At 70.9% G+C, this 16,083-nt stretch carries 13 protein-coding genes; 8 read left to right on the forward strand and 5 right to left on the reverse strand.

The window, feature by feature from the left end:
* The first annotated feature begins 96 nt into the window (after window positions 1–96).
* The gene (locus tag ABZT87_RS15595; protein ID WP_355136133.1) at window positions 97–1,344 is read left to right on the forward strand and encodes a glycosyltransferase; all 1,248 of its coding nucleotides are present in this window, start codon (window positions 97–99) and stop codon (window positions 1,342–1,344) included.
* A gap of 55 nt (window positions 1,345–1,399) precedes the next feature.
* Window positions 1,400–2,524: a UDP-N-acetylglucosamine 2-epimerase (non-hydrolyzing) gene (wecB, locus tag ABZT87_RS15600; protein ID WP_355136135.1), complete on the forward strand. Its 1,125-nt coding sequence runs from the start codon at window positions 1,400–1,402 to the stop codon at window positions 2,522–2,524.
* Here wecB and ABZT87_RS15605 read toward each other — a convergent pair.
* A complete protein-coding gene (locus ABZT87_RS15605; RefSeq protein ID WP_355136484.1) occupies window positions 2,453–3,166 on the reverse strand; it encodes an acetyltransferase in 714 nt (237 codons plus the stop codon). The two genes, wecB and ABZT87_RS15605, sit on opposite strands and share 72 nt — an antisense overlap.
* A 193-nt stretch (window positions 3,167–3,359) precedes the next feature.
* On the opposite strand from ABZT87_RS15605, the gene ABZT87_RS15610 reads away from it, so the two are divergent.
* Both ABZT87_RS15610 and ABZT87_RS15615 read left to right on the forward strand, forming a co-directional pair.
* Entirely contained in the window at window positions 3,360–4,571 is a 1,212-nt protein-coding gene (locus ABZT87_RS15610; RefSeq protein ID WP_355136137.1) for a glycosyltransferase, read from the forward strand.
* A 129-nt stretch (window positions 4,572–4,700) separates the two neighbouring features.
* Window positions 4,701–5,219, forward strand: a complete 519-nt coding sequence (locus ABZT87_RS15615) for an acyltransferase (RefSeq protein WP_355136139.1) — start codon at window positions 4,701–4,703, stop codon at window positions 5,217–5,219.
* A 27-nt stretch (window positions 5,220–5,246) separates the two neighbouring features.
* Here ABZT87_RS15615 and ABZT87_RS15620 read toward each other — a convergent pair whose 3' ends face one another.
* Window positions 5,247–7,274: a hypothetical protein gene (locus ABZT87_RS15620; protein WP_355136141.1), complete on the reverse strand. Its 2,028-nt coding sequence runs from the start codon at window positions 7,272–7,274 to the stop codon at window positions 5,247–5,249.
* A 168-nt stretch (window positions 7,275–7,442) separates the two neighbouring features.
* Here ABZT87_RS15620 and ABZT87_RS15625 point away from each other — a divergent pair, with 168 nt between their 5' ends.
* The 4 genes from ABZT87_RS15625 to ABZT87_RS15640 are packed head-to-tail and all read left to right on the forward strand — an operon-like array spanning window position 7,443 to window position 12,266.
* Window positions 7,443–8,408: an NAD-dependent epimerase/dehydratase family protein gene (locus tag ABZT87_RS15625; protein ID WP_355136143.1), complete on the forward strand. Its 966-nt coding sequence runs from the start codon at window positions 7,443–7,445 to the stop codon at window positions 8,406–8,408.
* Window positions 8,405–9,832 (forward strand): oligosaccharide flippase family protein, encoded by a 1,428-nt coding sequence (locus ABZT87_RS15630; RefSeq protein ID WP_355136145.1) that lies wholly within the window; start codon window positions 8,405–8,407, stop codon window positions 9,830–9,832. The genes ABZT87_RS15625 and ABZT87_RS15630 overlap by 4 nt, the downstream gene beginning before the upstream one ends.
* Window positions 9,829–11,016 carry a glycosyltransferase gene (locus ABZT87_RS15635; protein WP_355136147.1) on the forward strand — a complete coding sequence of 396 codons (1,188 nt, stop codon included), beginning with the start codon at window positions 9,829–9,831 and terminating at the stop codon, window positions 11,014–11,016. The genes ABZT87_RS15630 and ABZT87_RS15635 overlap by 4 nt, the downstream gene beginning before the upstream one ends.
* Complete coding sequence (locus tag ABZT87_RS15640; RefSeq protein WP_354856769.1) at window positions 11,013–12,266, forward strand: glycosyltransferase; 1,254 nt, start codon at window positions 11,013–11,015, stop codon at window positions 12,264–12,266. The genes ABZT87_RS15635 and ABZT87_RS15640 overlap by 4 nt, the downstream gene beginning before the upstream one ends.
* Window positions 12,267–12,306: 40 nt before the next feature.
* Here the strand turns inward: ABZT87_RS15640 and ABZT87_RS15645 are convergent, their stop codons facing one another.
* Genes ABZT87_RS15645 through ABZT87_RS15655 form a run of 3 tightly spaced genes read right to left on the reverse strand, consistent with a single transcriptional unit; the run spans window position 12,307 to window position 15,867 of the window.
* Entirely contained in the window at window positions 12,307–13,776 is a 1,470-nt protein-coding gene (locus tag ABZT87_RS15645; RefSeq protein ID WP_355136149.1) for an O-antigen ligase family protein, read from the reverse strand.
* 58 nt (window positions 13,777–13,834) lie between these two features.
* A complete protein-coding gene (locus ABZT87_RS15650) occupies window positions 13,835–14,827 on the reverse strand; it encodes an SDR family oxidoreductase (RefSeq protein ID WP_355136151.1) in 993 nt (330 codons plus the stop codon).
* The gene (locus ABZT87_RS15655; protein ID WP_355136153.1) at window positions 14,824–15,867 is read right to left on the reverse strand and encodes a polysaccharide biosynthesis protein; all 1,044 of its coding nucleotides are present in this window, start codon (window positions 15,865–15,867) and stop codon (window positions 14,824–14,826) included. The genes ABZT87_RS15650 and ABZT87_RS15655 overlap by 4 nt, the downstream gene beginning before the upstream one ends.
* Window positions 15,868–16,083 lie beyond the last annotated feature (216 nt).

Consider the following 16,083-nt stretch of genomic DNA (forward strand, 5'->3'; position numbering starts at 1 on the left):
CCAGTCGAGGCAGCTCAGTTCGGAGGAGGGCTCAGTCACGGATCGAGCATCCGATCGTTAGGCGAATCGATCCTGTGGCACGAGCGAGGAGCGAGGATGGCCGGCGATCCCACCCCCGCGGCGGACACCCGAGAAAGGCCGGCGACTGTCGACGAGAGCAAATTCCACGTCCTGGTGACCGCCGGCTATTTCGCTCCCGGTTGGCGGGCTGGAGGGCCGGTCCGGTCCATTTCCGAGGTGCTCGCCCTGGCCAGTGACGACATTGAGACGTCAATGCTGACCCGTGACCGCGACCTCGGTTGCCGCGACCCCTATCCGGGGCTCTCCGGTCGCTGGGCCCGGGTCGGCCGGACGAACGTCTTCTATCTCGGCGTACGTCGGCCGGGGCACTGGCGGTCGCTCTGGCGCTCGCTACGCGTCGGCCGGTACGACCTGCTGTACGTCAACAGCGTCTGGTCGACCTTCTCCATCCTGCCGATGGCCGCGGCCCGGCTCGGTCTGCTGCGGGTGGGCCGCATCCTGGTCGCCCCCCGGGGTGAGTTCGGCGCGGCCGCGCTCCAGGTGCACCGACTCCGTAAGCGGATCTTCCTGACCGCCTGGCGGCGGATGCTGCTCGACCCTCGGGTGCTGTGGCACGCCACCACGCCGGTCGAGGCCAACGACATCCAGCGGGTGCTGCCCCGGGCGCGGATCGGTGTCGTCGCGGTCAGCCGGGGCCCCGAGCCGGACGAGTCGCCGGTCGCGACACCCGCGACCCACCACGCGCGGCTGGTCTTCATCGGGCGGATCTCGCCCATGAAGAACCTCGACCTGGTGCTGGCCTCGCTCGCCTTCGTGCCGGTGCCGGTGCCGGTGCGGCTGGACATCTACGGCCCGGTGGAGGACCAGGCGTACTGGCGACGCTGCCGGGAGCACCTGGCCGAGCTGCCCGAGTCGGTCACCGTCAGCTATCGGGGTGAGCTGCCACCCGAGCAGGTCCGCGCGACCTTCTTCCGCTACGACGCGTTCGTCATGCCGACCCGGGGGGAGAACTACGGCAACGCCATCGCAGAGAGCCTCTCCGCGTGCTGCCCGGTGCTCTGCTCCGACCGGACACCCTGGACGGCGGTGCTGCGCGACGGCGGCGGGCTGGTCCTCACCGAGCTGACCGCGGCGGCGTTGGGTGCCCTCGTCACCCAGGTGGCGACCGCCACCCCCGAGCAGCGGCACGCGGCCCGGGTCGAGGCGGGAGAGGCCTACCGCCGTTGGCGGGCGAGCCGGGCGCCGATCAGCGTCCTCGACCAGGCGTGGCGGGTGATCCGCGACCCTGCGTACCGGGTGCCGCCGCAGGGGCGGACCCCGTGAGCCGTACCCGGCCCCGCCTTCCACGACCCGCACATCTGCCACCAGGAGGCGTCAAGTGACCCGCGTGATGACCGTCGTCGGAACCAGGCCGGAGATCATCCGACTGGCCCGGGTGATCGACGCACTCGATCGGACCGTGGACCACACGTTGGTGCACACGGGGCAGAACCGGGACCCGTCCCTCTCCGACGTCTTCTTCAGCGAGCTGGGGGTCCGAGCGCCGGATCTCTTCCTGCGCGCCGACACCCAATCGCTCGGCAGCCTCCTCGGCGCCGTCCTGGTCGGCACCGAGAAGGCGATCGCCGAGCTGCGCCCGGACGCGTTGCTGGTGCTCGGTGACACCAACAGCGCGATCTCGGCGCTGATGGCCCGGCGGATGAACGTGCCGGTGTACCACATGGAGGCCGGCAACCGCTGCTTCGACCTGAACGTGCCGGAGGAGACCAACCGGTGCATGGTCGACCACATCGCCGACTTCAACCTGGTCTACTCGGAACACGCTCGACGCAACCTGCTCGCCGAGGGGCTGCATCCGCGCCGCATCCTGCACACCGGCTCACCCATGCGCGAGGTGCTCGACCACTACCGACGGCAGATCGAGCGGTCCACCGTGCTCGCCCAACTCGAACTCGAACCGGGCGGCTACTTCGTCGTCAGCGCCCACCGGCAGGAGAACGTCGACCACCCGGACCGGCTCCGTCGGCTGCTGGAGTGCCTGCGGGTGGTCCGCGACGAGTGGCGGCTGCCGCTGCTGGTCTCCACGCATCCGCGTACCCGCAAACGGCTTGAGGCGCTGGCGGGCGACGGCCTGCACCTCGACGGCGTGGCCTTCCACGAGCCGTTCGGCTTCTTCGACTACGTGACCCTGCAACGGCATGCCCGATGCACCCTCTCCGACAGCGGCACGGTCAGCGAGGAGGCCGCGATTCTCGGGTTCCCGGCGGTGACCCTGCGCGAGTCCATCGAGCGTCCGGAGGCAATGGACAGCGGGGCGATCGTGATGACCGGCCTGGAGCCCGACGGGGTCGTCGAGGCCATCCGGGTGGTGGTGGCGCAGGTGGCCGAGGGTTCGGTCGCCTGTCCGCTCGACTACCAGGTCCCCGACACGTCACGCCGGGTGGTCGACTTCATCCTGTCGACGGTGCGCCGCCATCACGACTGGGCGGGCATCCGCCGCTGAGCCGGCCGCCGGCCGGGCCGGCACGCCCGTCACCACGACACCCGGGGGGACATCGCGCGTCACGCAGGCGCCGGCGCCCACTGTGGCGTCCCGGCCGACGGTCAGCTTCGGCAGGATCGCGGCGGTGGTGCCCACCAGGACGCCGTCCTCCAGCCGGCAGTACCCGGAGACCGCGGCGAGCGGATTGACCGAGACGTAGTCGCCGAGCACGCTGTCGTGCCCAACGGTGCAGTTCTGGTTGAGGTGCACGTGCCGCCCCAGCAGCACGTTCGTGGTCACCCGGGCGCCACCGGCGGCGAACAACCCCTGCTGGTGGACGCAGTCGGGGCCGATCTCGGCGGCCGGATGCACCACTGTGGCCGCCGGCAGGCCGTACCGGGCGATGGTCTGGTCGGTCTCGCGACGCAACCTCGGATGCCCGACACCGAGCACCACGTGGGTGCTGGCGGGTTGGGCGGCCAGCCACCGGGTCGGGCCGAGGAAGGCGACGCCGAGGCGGTGTACCGACTCGACATTGGACTCGGTGGGGTAGTCGTCGACGAAGCCCAGCATCCGCCACGGCGGCGCATTCTTCGCAATGGTGTTCAACAGCCGAATTACCCCATATGCCTCACGGCCCATCCCGCCCGCGCCTACGATCACTACGTCGGTCGTCAACCGCGGCTCCCTCGGCTACGGAGAACGCTGGCCGCTCTCCGTCATCTGAACCGGTTACCGGCGCCGATGGTGACGGGCGAGTGCCGGCGCTCCCGTCAATCCTCGCGTGTTCCAGGCACCGGCGTGCCCGCGCCGACGCCGGGACAGCAGTCTGGAAGGTGAGTCGAAGGTGAATGAGTTGGCAGGAACGCGTCTCCCCGACCGTGCCGAGACACCACAGAGGACGGCGCGATCCACGACCGCGCCCGGGTACCGGGTGCTCGCCACCGCTCGCGTGTTCGAGCCAGGCTTTCGCGGCGGCGGGCCGATCCGCTCCCTGCGGTTCATCCTCGACACCCTGCCGGACGACCTCGACGTCACACTGGTCACCGGGGACCGGGACCTCTGCTCGTCCGCACCCTACCCGGGCCTGTCCGGTCGACTGGTGCGGCGCGACGACGGCTGCGCCGTTTTCTACCTCGGCCCGTTCGCGCTGCGGCATTGGGTCCGACTCGCGCGGCACATCCGATCCCGCCCGGTCGATCTGATCTACGTCAACAGCCTCTGGTCGCTCTTCTCGGTGCTGCCGATCCTGGCGGTGGCGTTGCGACTGGTACGCGTCCGCGCCATCATGCTGGCCCCGCGCGGCGAGCTCTCGCCCGGCGCGCTCGCCATCAAGTCGCGCAAGAAGCGGCTCTTCCTGGCGGTCTGGGCCCCGCTGCTGCGTCGGCTCGACGTGCGCTGGCAGGCGTGCAGTTGGCTGGAGGAGAAGCAGATCCGCGCCGCCATGCCCTGGGCGCAGATCATGGTGAATGGCAACGAGTGCCCCATCCCGGAGCTGCCGGCGCCCCGGGCCGTCGCCCACGACGGGCCGCTGCGGTTGGTGTTCGTCGGCCGGATCTCCCCGATGAAGAACCTCACCAGGGCGTTGGAGGCGGTCGCCGGCGCCACGCACCCGCTGGAGTTCGACATCTACGGTCCGCGGGAGGACGAGCAGTACTGGGCGGGCTGCCGGCGCCTCATCGACGCGATGCCCGACCACGTCCGGGTCCGCTACCTCGGGGAACTCGAGGCGGACGAGGTGATGGCGACCTTCAGCCGATACGACGCCTTCCTCTTCCCCACGCTGGGCGAGAACTACGGGCACGTCATCCTGGAGAGCCTGGCGTCCGGCTGCCCGGTGGTCTGCTCCGACGCGACGCCGTTCAGCGAGTTGATCGTCGACGGCGGGGGAGCGGTGGTCCGGCCGGCAACCGCGGCCGCGCTGAGCGAGACCCTCGACCGGCTGGCCGACCGCTCGGCCGGGGAGCGCGCCGAGGCGAAGGAGACCGCGGGCCGGCGGTACCAGCTCTGGCGACAGCAGCTCCGGGAACTCAACGTGCTGGACCACGCCCGGCGATTCTGCGCCTGACCCGGCTCGCCGTCACTCGGGCTGGAGCTACCTCGTTGCAATGGTGGGGCCCGCGTGGGTGGGTCCGTCGTCCGCCACCCCGGTAGGCCCGATGAGCGAGGACAGCACGTGCCCAGTCGCGTTCGTACGATGGTCCGACGAGTCCGGGACCACCTGGCCGCCACCCGTGACCCCGAGGCGTTCGCGCGGTCCCTGGGGGTGAACCTGACCGGACGGGTCAGGTTCTACGGCGTCAGCCGGGCGATGTTCGGCTCGGAGCCGTGGCTGATCACCATCGGGAACAACGTCTACATCACCTCCGAGGTGCAGTTCGTCACGCACGACGGCGGCACCCTGATCCTGCGCAAGGACCATCCCGACCTGGACTGGACCGCCCCGATCACGATCGGCGACGACGTCTACATCGGGATGCGGTCGATGATCCTGGCCGGCGTCACCATCGGAAACCGGTGCGTCATCGGGGCGGGCTCGATCGTCACGCGCGACATCCCGGACAACACGGTGGCGGCCGGTGTCCCGGCGCGACCGCTGCGGACCACCGACGAGTACCTCGAACGGTTGCAGGCCAAGTCGCTCGGCATCGGGCACCTTCCCGTCCCGGAGAAGCACGAGGCGATGAAGAGGATCTACGGGGTCACCACCGTCTGACCCCGCCCGCCGGCCGCGACCGACAGCTCAGGCCCGCCGGTACGCGACCCGTGGTGGCGGCAGTTGGTGGACGCCGGCGATGGTGATCGCCCCCAACGCGCCGGTCGTCCCGGTCACCTCGTAACCGAACCGGTCCCCGGTCATCGCCGCCGAACTGGTGCCGAGGTTGAGGGTGGTGGCGGCGCCGGCGCTGCTGGCCCGCAACGTGGTCGGGGTGACACCGCTCGTCTGCCACACGTGCCCGTACCAGTGCCAGCCGGCCGGCAGCACCACGGGGACACTCAACACCGACTCCTTGATCCCGACGGATGTCACGGCGACGCTGCCGAAGTCGGCGATCGGGCCGAGGACGGCGGGCCGTCCGGTCGCCGGATCGTGCGCGTACACGCCGTGCCGCATGGTCCCGGTTCCCGTCGCGGTGACCTCGACGCACACCCGGTCGACCGGGGTGGGCTCCGCCAGGTACATCGGGTGCAGCAGCAGCGACTGGTAGCTGCCGGTGTAGGTGACGGGCTCGGTCGGGCCGGCGAGGACGAGGAAGTAGCTACCGCGCGGGCCGGTCACCCCGGGGAGCGGCCCCACCGACGCCGGGTCGGGTTCCGCGCGCCACATCCCGTACCCGGTGGGGACCGGCATGCTGTACGAGATCCCGCCGACGGCGACCCGGTCCGGCACGGTGAGGTTCGTCGGGCCGGCCGGGACCAGCAGCCGGTGGAACAGCTGCGGCGCCGCCATCTGGGCTTCGGCGACCGCCTCGACCCGTTCGATCATCACGAAGTCGTCTGTGGAGTCCGACACGACGATCTCGGTGGCCGCCGAGGGCGGCGCCAGGTAGCGCCGGTAGGCGGTACCGGTCACGGATTCGCCGGCCTCCATGGTGCGACCCCACACCAACTGCGGATAGTTCTTCTTCAGGCTGGAGGTGATGAACCAGCCCTTGGCCGTGGTGTAGCGGGCCCGGATCTCGGGCACGCCGTCGGCGACCGGCAGCAACCCGACGGCGATGCCCCACTGCTGGACCTGGCCGCTGTTCACCACCCACTGGGTCATGCTGCTCGCCGGAATCAGCCGGTTCGTCAGGGTCGCCGGGGTGAAGTCGGTGAGAGCCGCGAGCGTGTCGATGTTCGCCCACACCGACCAGTTCAGGCCGCCGGCCGTGCCGACGTTCGGCATGAACTGCCGGCGGCTACCGCCGGCCACCGGGGTCAACGGACCGCACTGGGTCACTCCGGCGTTCAGGGTGAACCGCTCCAGCGCGGCTACCGTCTGCCCGACCAGCAGGCCGCCCTGCGACCAGCGGTAGACGTTCGAGATGCGGCACAGGGACGGGATCCGCGACAGGATCGTGGCGATGGGTGTGCCGATGTTCGCCCTGGCTGTGTCGATCATCCCCCGGTAGGACGGGATCAGGTAGGACTCCCGGATCGTCAGCTCCTGCCCGGTGGACCGGCCGTCCGGCACCGGTCGTCCGTCCAGCTCGACAGCCACCGTGTGGGAGTGGGTGGCCGGGCGGATCTGCACGTCGGGCGTCAGACCCGTGATCGGCACGGTGGCCGTGTGGGTCGCCCCCGACAGGTGGGTGAGCGGCGCGGCCGGCGTGACCCGGGCGCCCTGCGCGATGCCGTCGACGATCGTGTACGGGTTGCCGAAGAGCAGGCTGTTCGCGTTGGTGATGGCCAGCAGGGTGAAGGTGCGTGTTCCGTCGGTCCACTGCGAGCCCACGTCGACTGTCGTCTTGCCGTGGTTGGTGACGACGATCTGGTTGCCGACGTTGTAGCCGTGGTTGCCGCCGACGTACGACCAGCCGGTGTTGATCGGGCAGTTGTCGTCGGCGGTGTCATGGATCTTCGTCCCGACGGCGGACATCACCGGCCACACCTGGGCGTCGGTAGCGGTCGAGGGCACCAGGGTGACCTGGGGGAGACCGGCGTGCCACATGCCGACCATCGCCTCGGCGTACGCCAGGTTGGCGGGCATGACCAGGTCACGGGTGCTGTCGAAGCGCGACCGGACGGACATCAGGGCATTGGACCGGTAGACGATCAGCTCGGGCATGTCGGCACCTCCACCGCGAACACGCTGACGACGAACCTCACTGTGCGCCTTCGGAGCGGGGTTGCCCCATTTCGGTCAGCACCCGGACAGAGTGAATTTTTCGCCGTCGCCGTCACGCCGGCGGTGTTCAGTCGATGAACAGGTGTTCTGGCGTAAACGGGGGTTTTTATGCGCATTTTGATCACCGGCGGAGCCGGTTTCATCGGGTCCAACCTGGCCCGCGCCGCGATGGTCGAGCCCACCATCCGTGGGGTCACCGTTCTCGACGATTTCTCGGTCGGGCTACGGACCAACCTCGACGGGCTGGACGTCGAGCTGATCGAGGGCTCAATCCTGGACCCGGCCGCCCTGGACGCCGCGATGGCAGGCTGCGAGGCGGTGGTCCACCTGGCCGCGCTGCCCAGTGTCCCCCGCTCGCTGAGCGACCCGTTGGCCTCCCACCACGCGAACGCGACCGGCACCCTGATGGTGGTGGAGGCGGCCCGGCGACACCGGGTCGGGCACGTCCTCGTCGCGTCGTCCTCGTCGGTGTACGGCATGAACCCGGCGCTGCCCAAGACCGAGCTGACCTGGACCCGCCCGATGAGCCCGTACGCGGCCAGCAAGCTCGCCACCGAGGCGTACGCCCTGGCCCACCAGGCGTCGTTCGGGCTGCCGACGTTGGCCTTCCGCTTCTTCAACGTGTTCGGCCCGGGGCAGCGCCACGACCACGCGTACGCGGCCGTGATCCCCCGTTTCGTGCATGCCGCGCTGCGCGACGAACCCGCCGTGGTGCACGGCGACGGGACGCAGTCGCGCGACTTCACCTACGTCGGCACGGTCTGCGACGTCATCGTCGACGCGCTCCGCCGCCGGGTGCACCACCCGCACCCGGTCAACCTCGCCTTCGGCGCCCGGGCCAGCCTGTTGCGGGTCCTCGACGAGCTTGAGTGGTTGTGCGGCAGGCCGATCGCCCGCGAGTACGCGCCGCCGCGAACCGGCGACGTGGCGCACTCCCTGGCCGACAACGCCACGCTGCGGCAGCTGTTCCCGGACGTCGCACCGGTCGCCCGTTCGGAGGGCCTGCGCGCGACCGTGGAGTGGATGGCCGGTCGGTTGGACGCCGAGCGTGCCGTAGCCGCCGCACCTCGGTGACCCGGGCAGCGAGTCGGGCCGTACCGGAGTCGGTGGGCCCGGCGGCGGCGGTCGCGACTGCCGCGCCACCGGCTGGCACCACTGCCGCGCCCGGCGCGCCGACCTCGGCGGCGTCGAAGGATCGGGACCGCACGGTCACCGTGGGCATCGCCGCCGCGATGGTGGCGAAGGGTATCGGCCTGGCCGCCCCCCTGGTCATCACCCCGGCCTGCTTCCGGTTTCTCGGCGACCAGCGGTACGGCCTGTGGATGGCGGTCACCGCCCTCACCGGGATGGCGTGGTTCGCCGATCTGGGGCTGGGCAACGGGCTGCTCACCCGGCTCAGTCACCTGGCCGACGACCCCCGGCAACAGGCCCGGGAGGTCTCCAGCGCGTTCGCCACCCTCGGCGTGGTCGCGGTGGCGCTGCTGGTGGGTCTCGTGCTGGTGGTCCCCGCGGTGCCCTGGGCCGGGCTGTTCAACGTCAGTGACCCGGGTGTCGCCGCGGAGGCGTCCGCCCTGGTCCTGCTCTGCTTCGGCGCCTTCGTGGTCAACATTCCGCTCTCACTGATCCAGCGGATCCAGTACGCCCGCGGCCAGGTGGTACAGAGCAACATCTGGCAGTCGGCCGGGGCGCTGGCGGCCATGGTGGCCGTGCTCGGCACCATCGCCGCCGGGTGGGAACCACTGGCGGTGATCGCCTGCGCGGTGCTGGCCGTGCCGGTGACCAACCTGCTCAACTGCGTGACCTACTTCTGGTTCCAGGATCGCGGGCCGCGGCCCGGCCCGAAACTCGTGCACCGGGCCACCGCCGTCGGTCTGCTCCGGCTGGGTCTGCGGTTCTTCGCACTCACCACGATGTCGGCGATCGCGCTGAACGTGGACAGCCCGCTGGTCGCTAACGTCCTCGGGCCCACCACGGCGGCGCACTACGCGGTGGTGGGAAAGCTGTTCGGCGCCCTGTCGATCTTCGTGGGGCTGGTCGGCATGACGGTCTGGCCGGTCAACGGCGCGGCTCTGGCCCGGGGCGAGGTGGCCTGGGTGCGTCGCAACACGCGACGCATGGTGCTGCTCTACGGCGTGATCGTGGGGACGATCGGGGTCGTGCTGGTCGGCTACGGACACCGGCTGATCGACCTCTGGGTGGGCGGCATCGATCGCGCCGAAATCCCGGTCAGCGTCCTGATCGGGCTGGCGAGCTGGTCCCTCCTGATCGCGGTCACCTCCCCGCTGATCCTGGTGCAGAACAGCATCGGGCTGCTCCGGCCACAGTTCGTCGGCTGGGCCACGTTCCTGCTGCTGGCCACCGCTCTCAAGGTCTGGGCGCTGCGGGAGTTCGGGCTCGCCGGTCTGCCGGTGGCGGCCTGCCTCGCCTACGTGCTCACCATGTGGCCGGCCGCGCTGGTGGGGTACCGCCGTGCGCTGCGCAGGGGAGAGCCGACGTGACCGGGGAGTGCCGGGTGCTGCGGGTCGTCGGTGAGCTGAACTTCGGCGGCACCGAGATGCGGACCGCCGAACTGCTGCCCCGGCTCTCCGCCGCCGGCGTCCAGGTGCACCTGGTGACGCTCAGCGACCGGATCGGTCCCGGCCCGCTGGCCGGCGTGGTCGGCCGGCACGGCGGCTCGGTCACCCCGATCCCGCTCGACCTCCGCTTCGCGGCCCGCTTCCTGGGCCTGCTGCGGCGGCTGCGACCGGACGTGGTGCACGTCGACTGCGCCAACTTCTCCGGGGTGCTGCTCGCGCTCGCCGCCCTGTGCGGTGTGCGTGGCCGCGTCGCCCACTTCCGGGGGGACGACAACCAGCACCGCAACCTGCGTCGACGCGTCTACCGCTGGATCTGTGGACGGTTGCTGCGGATCTCCGCCACCGACATCCTCGGCGTCTCGCCCAGCTCGCTCACCTTCGCCTACGATTCGCGCTGGCGCGACGACCCCCGCTGTCAGGTGGTCCTCAACGGACTCGACCTGGACCGGCTCCGCCTACCCAGCCAGGACGACCTACGCGAGTTGATCGGCGCGCGCCCGGCCGAGCTGGTCTGCGTCAGCGTCGGCCGGGCCTCGCCGGAGAAGCGGCGCTCGCTCCTGCCGCCGATCCTCGCCGAGCTGCGGGCCCGGGGAGTGGAGGCGCACGCCGTCCTCGTCGGGCCGGGCGACGACGCCGACGACGAGCGCGTCCGGGTGGCCGCGGCCGCCGCCGGTCTCGCCGACCGGGTGCACCTGCTGGGCCCGCGTGACGACGTGGGCGGGCTGTTGAGCCAGGCCGACGTGGTGATCCACCCGTCCTGCCTGGAAGGGCTGCCCGGGGGCGTGCTGGAGCCCGTCGCGTTGGGCGTCGGGACGGTGGCCGCCGACCTGCCGGGGGTGCGTTTCATCGACGAGCACCTGCCCGGCGTGACCATCGTCGACACCGATGCCGCGCCGCGGCGGTGGGCGAGCGCGGTGTGCGCGGCGGCGGCGTACACCGAGCAGACCTCGGCCTCGGCGGCGGCGGACCGGTTCGCGCGCAGCGTCTTCGCCATCGACACGGCGGCCGCCACCCACCTGACGATCTACCGACGGTGGGCGTCGGCCCGCCCGCACCGCCCGGTGCGACCCCGACCGCCAGCCTTCTCGACACGAGGAGAGAGATGAACGACCAGACGACCGTGATCGGCCGGCAACCACTGCTGGACGCGGGATCGACCGGGCGGGCCGGCCGGCCGCGTCCCCTGCTGGTGGGCGCGTACGCCTTCCCACACGGGGACGCCACCTCGAACCGACTGTTGCAACTCGCCCGGTCCGCCGCGCCCGACGGCACGCAGACGCTTGTCGTCAACGACTGGCCCTGCGAGGTGGCTGTCCCGGCCGGGCAGTCCGGCGTGGCCGGCATCGACCTGGTCACCCTACGGATCCGGGGTCGGCACCACCTCACCCGCGCGTCGGCCCGGCTGGCCCGACCGCTGCGGGTGCTGCGGGCGGTCCGCCGGGCCGGCGTGGGGCGCGGCGAGGTGAGCGTCGTGCTGTTGCCGATGGCCCTGCTGACCCTCGGCAACTGGGCGACCCTGCGCCTCGTGCTGCGCTGCCCGGTGGTGGTGGACGCCAGCGAGCGCCACGACCGACACCAGTTCCGCCGCGGCTGGCTCACCCCGTACTTCGTCCGGCACCGCTGGTCGACGTTCCTGGCGACCCGGCTCGTCGACCGGGCCACGGCGGTCTCCACCACGTTGGCCGACTACCTGACGGGCCACGGCCTGGACGTGCTGGTGGTGCCGCCGCAGGTGGACTGCGACGAGTTCCGGGCGCCGCAACCACCAGCGATCAGCGACGGCCTGCGCCTGCTCTACGCCGGCACTCCCGGGCGCAAGGACATGCTCGACGTGATCCTGCGGGGGGTCAGCCGGCTCGCCCCGGAGCACCAGCGTCGGGTCAGCCTCACCATCGCCGGGGTCAGCGCCGCGGACGCCGCCGCCCACTCGGACCTGGACGTCGGGGTGCTGGACGCGGTCTCGGCCGACGTGCGGTTCCTCGGTCGCGTCCCGCGCGAGACCGTGCTGACCCTGCTGTCGGAGTCGCACTTCTCGATGCTGGTCCGCCCCTCCGGCGGTTACGCCGCCAGCGGATTTCCGTCCAAGGTGCCGGAGAGTCTCGCCGCCGGATGCCCGGTGCTGCTCAACCACACCAGTGACCTGGCCGCCTACGTGCACGACGGGGTCGAGGGGTTGGTGCTCGACGGCAACGGCCCGGACGATGTCCGGTCGGCGATCGAGCGGGCGCTGCGGCTGCGGGACGAGGAGTGGACGGCGATGAGCGCGGCGGCCCGGTCGCGGGCCCGCGAGTCGTTCGACTACCGGGCCTGGCGGGACCGGGTGAGCGCCTTCGTGACGGCGGGCCGGGACAACTGAGCCGACGCCCCTCGGCTCGACCGCCCTTGGGAAACAGGCCCTAGCGCAGCACGGCGGTGGGTCGGCGCGGCGCCTCGTCGTCGAACACGCCGGCCCGTCGCTGGCGTGCCTCCGTGTGGGGCAGGCCGGCGCGGACGGCGGCGTCCCGGTCGACGGGGTTCCGCTTCTTCGGCAGGTGCAGCAGCGCGGCGGCGACCACGGTCCAGAACACGTACGGGTAGGTCTGGCCGGTGCCGAACATCGCCGACTCAGTGACCTGGATCAGCAGGCCGGTGACGACGAGCCAGACCAGACCCGCGTCGGCCCGGCGTACCGGCGCCCGCAGGACTACCCGCCCGGCGGCCAGCAGCAGCAGTAGCAGCGGCGGCACGGCGGCAAGCCCCAACTCCAGCAGCAACTGGAGGTAGCTGTTGTGCACCACGCTGACGCCGACGGCGCCGAAGAACTCGTCGGCGCTGGCGAGCTCGAACAGGTGGTTCCGCGACGCGTACCCGAAGCCCAGCGTGGGGCGGTTCTGCCACCACAGGTCGATCGTCGCCTGCCACATCTGGGTCCGCCCGTTGGACAGGTCGCCGCCGGTCGGGTCGGTGAAACGCAGCGCGAACTGGCGCATCCAGGGTGCGGCGAAGATGGTGGGCAGCAGGTTCAGCAGCTGTGCCATCAGCAGCAGGGCGGTCACCCCCGCGGCCAGCCGGACCATCCGGCCGAACCCGTAGCGCAGCACCAGCCAGAGCGCGCCGACGAGCACGGCGATCAGCGCGGTACGCGACTGGGACAGCAGGAGGCTGGCGGCGGCCGGCATCATGCCGAGCAGCGCGACGTGCCGCCGGGACTGCCGGTAGACCGCCCAGCCCAACGGGATCGTCAGGGCGCAGACGATGCCGAGCATGTTCGGGTTGTTGAAGAGGCCCTGGAACCGGGTGACGCTGGAGGTCGCCGCGACGAGCGTGCCGTCGGCGAAGCCGATGCCGAGACTGACCACGATGGACGCCGTGAGGACCAGGTAGACCACGTGCAGGTCAGCCATCATGACCGTCCGGTCTGGCCACCGCCGCCGGATGAGGACGTGCACCAGGGCGGCCAGCAGCAGCAGCGCGACACCCCGCTGGAGGGTCTCCATCGGAACCACCGACCAGGCGAAGCTCACCGTGGCGAGGCCGGCCATCGCCCAGAGCGCCGCGACGAACACGCGGGTCCAGACATCGGTGCGGGCCGGCGTTCGGCCCGGTAGGCAGAGCCCCCAGAGGACCAGGCCGGCGACCGCCGCGTACCGGGGATAGAAGCTGGCCTCGACCAGCGCCGGCATATTGGACGAGGCGCAAACCAGGAGGCCCATGGTCAGGGCCAGCATCCACCGCCAGCCGTCCACCCGCCGGGTGAAGGCGAGCAGCAGCACCAGCGCCACCAACCCGGTCGCGACCAACGGGACGGTGATGGCCGCGATGGTGGTGACCACCACGAGACACGCCGCGCCGACGAGCAGGCCCAGTTGGCCTATCCGGTTTCCCACGTGATGTCCTTCGAAGTCCGGCCGCTGGCGATGCCGGCGGTCGTCGGGTGGACAGCCCTCAGCGAGGCGCGTCCTGTAGGCCCGGTTGGGCCGGTTCGACAGCCCAGCGGGCCCTGGCGGCGTGCATCGCCCGGATCATGTCCGGCCAGTTCGGTGGCCGATAGCCGGTGGCCTGGGCGAGAGCGTCCGCGTTCATCGACCGGTCGCAGGTGAACTGGTCGTCCGGCACGATGTCGCCGGGCCACCCGTACACCTCGGCGATCAGGCGGAGCAGGTCGTACTTGGAGATCGGCTCGGCGGCCACGTGGTAGAGCCCGGTCAGCTCCGTGCGGGGCAGGATCACCGTCCGGAGCAGGCAGGCGAACTCGACTGTCGTCACGCCGCTGTAGACGGCCCGGGTGAAGCCGCGTACCTGCCCCCGCTGGGAGAGGAACCAGTCCACAAGCGAGCGGTTCGTGACCAGCTCGTGTCCGATGATCGATGTGCGGAGGGTGAGCGCGGAACCGCCACGCGCCTCACCCAGCAGCTTGGACCGCCCGTAGAGGTCGGGTGGGTCCGGCAGGTCGTCCTCGACGTAGCCGCCCCGCCGGCCGGAGAAGACGCAGTCGGTGCTGACGTGGATCAGGCGGCTGCCGAGTTGCCCGCAGGCGTCGGCGAGCAGGTGCGGGAAGAGCGCGTTGAGCGTGACCGTCTGCACCGCGTCCTGCACGTCCGGGCGTTGCTTGATCACACCCACGCAGTTGACCACGACGTCCGGCCGCAGGTCCTCGATAAGCTGCCGGAGCTGGCCGAACCGGGTCGCGTCGACGGCCGGGGTGATCCGGTCGAGCAGGCGCCGGGGGTACCACCCCGCGCGGTCCTCGATGCTCCGGGCAACGCCGTGGACGTCGAGGTCCGGAGCATCGCTGAGCTCGCGGATGACCGCGTGGCCGAGCATGCCGGTGACGCCGACGACGAGGACCCGTCGGGTCGGGCGCGGCTCCTCCTCGCCGGGACCGCTGCGTCGGCGGGGGACCAGCTCCGGTCGCCGGCCACCGGTACCGGTGCTCATGCCGTTACGACCGCCGCCGCCGCGGCCTCCACCTGCGCCCGCACCTCGGGCAGCGTCAGCAGCAGCGCCTCGATCTCCGGTACGGACAGCCGCCGGGCGTTGTGCGAGTGGAAGTCGGCCAGGTTGCCGCTCTCGACGTCACCCTCCTCGAAGTAGAGGGAGTAGTTGAGGTCGCGACTGTCCACCGGCACCCGGAGGAACTCGCCGAGATCCTCGACGTGGGCGAGCTCCTCGCGGCTGGCCAGGGTCTCGTACAGCTTCTCCCCGTGCCGGATGCCGAGCACGTTGAACTTCGCCGGGACCCGGAACAGGTTGCACAGCGCGGTGGCCAGATCGCCGATGGTGCAGGCGTCGGCCTTGCGGATGAAGACGTCACCCGGCTGGCCGTACCGAAAGGCGTGCTCCACCAGGTCGACCGACTGCGGCAGGGACATCAGGAACCGGGTCATCGACGGCTCGGTGACCGTCGGCAGCCCGCCCCGCAGGATCTGTTCGATGAACAGCGGGATCACCGATCCGCGCGAGTACATGACGTTGCCGTAGCGCACACAGCAGACCCGGGTACGGGCGTGGGGATTGTTGCGGGAGTGCGCCTGCGCGACCTTCTCCATGAGGGCCTTGGTCATGCCCATCGCGTTGACCGGATAGACGGCCTTGTCGGTGCTCAGCAGCACCAGCGCCTCGACGCCGACCCGCTCGCAGGCGTCCACCACGTTCGCGCTGCCGAGCACATTGGTGCGCACGGCCTCCATCGGGAAGAACTCGCACGAGGGAACCTGCTTGAGAGCCGCGGCGTGAAAGACGAACTCCATTCCCCGCGCGGCCTTGAGTACGCTGTCGTAGTCCCGGACGTCGCCGACGTAGTAGCGGACCCGATCGTCACCGAGGCGGTGCCGCATCGCGTCCTGTTTCGACTCGTCACGGCTGAGTACGCGTACCTCGGCGGCCCCGGCGTCGAGCAGTCGGGAGACCATCGTCTGGCCGAAGGATCCGGTGCCACCGGTGATCAGGAATCGCCGGTCCGAAAGCGAGGAAACCACATCTTCTCCTGCCTGTTTCCCGGGGTGCCGTCCTCGGGAAACGGATTCTCGTCGAACGCGACCCTACGCGTGGACAAGAGGCGCTGTGACCTCTTCAGCTAAGAGGAACTAGAGTCGCGTTCGATGCTCACAGTGGCCCTTCGACAATTACACGAACAGTGACCGGCGCTGCCGAAGTAGCCGTTCGGCCCACCATTGTCGACGCCCCTGAGTCGT

The sequence above is a fragment of the Micromonospora sp. NPDC005237 genome (assembly GCF_040607775.1).
In the GTDB taxonomy this organism is placed as follows: Bacteria; Actinomycetota; Actinomycetes; order Mycobacteriales; family Micromonosporaceae; genus Micromonospora.

Bases quoted from the DNA above. Each gene is read 5' to 3' on its own strand.
- ABZT87_RS15620 (WP_355136141.1), bottom strand. From the start codon at position 7,274: ATGCCCGAGCTGATCGTCTACCGGTCCAATGCCCTGATGTCCGTCCGG.
- ABZT87_RS15650 (WP_355136151.1), bottom strand. From the start codon at position 14,827: ATGAGCACCGGTACCGGTGGCCGGCGACCGGAGCTGGTCCCCCGCCGA.
- ABZT87_RS15640 (WP_354856769.1), top strand. From the start codon at position 11,013: ATGAACGACCAGACGACCGTGATCGGCCGGCAACCACTGCTGGACGCG.
- ABZT87_RS15625 (WP_355136143.1), top strand. From the start codon at position 7,443: ATGCGCATTTTGATCACCGGCGGAGCCGGTTTCATCGGGTCCAACCTG.
- ABZT87_RS15615 (WP_355136139.1), top strand. From the start codon at position 4,701: ATGGTCCGACGAGTCCGGGACCACCTGGCCGCCACCCGTGACCCCGAG.
- ABZT87_RS15595 (WP_355136133.1), top strand. From the start codon at position 97: ATGGCCGGCGATCCCACCCCCGCGGCGGACACCCGAGAAAGGCCGGCG.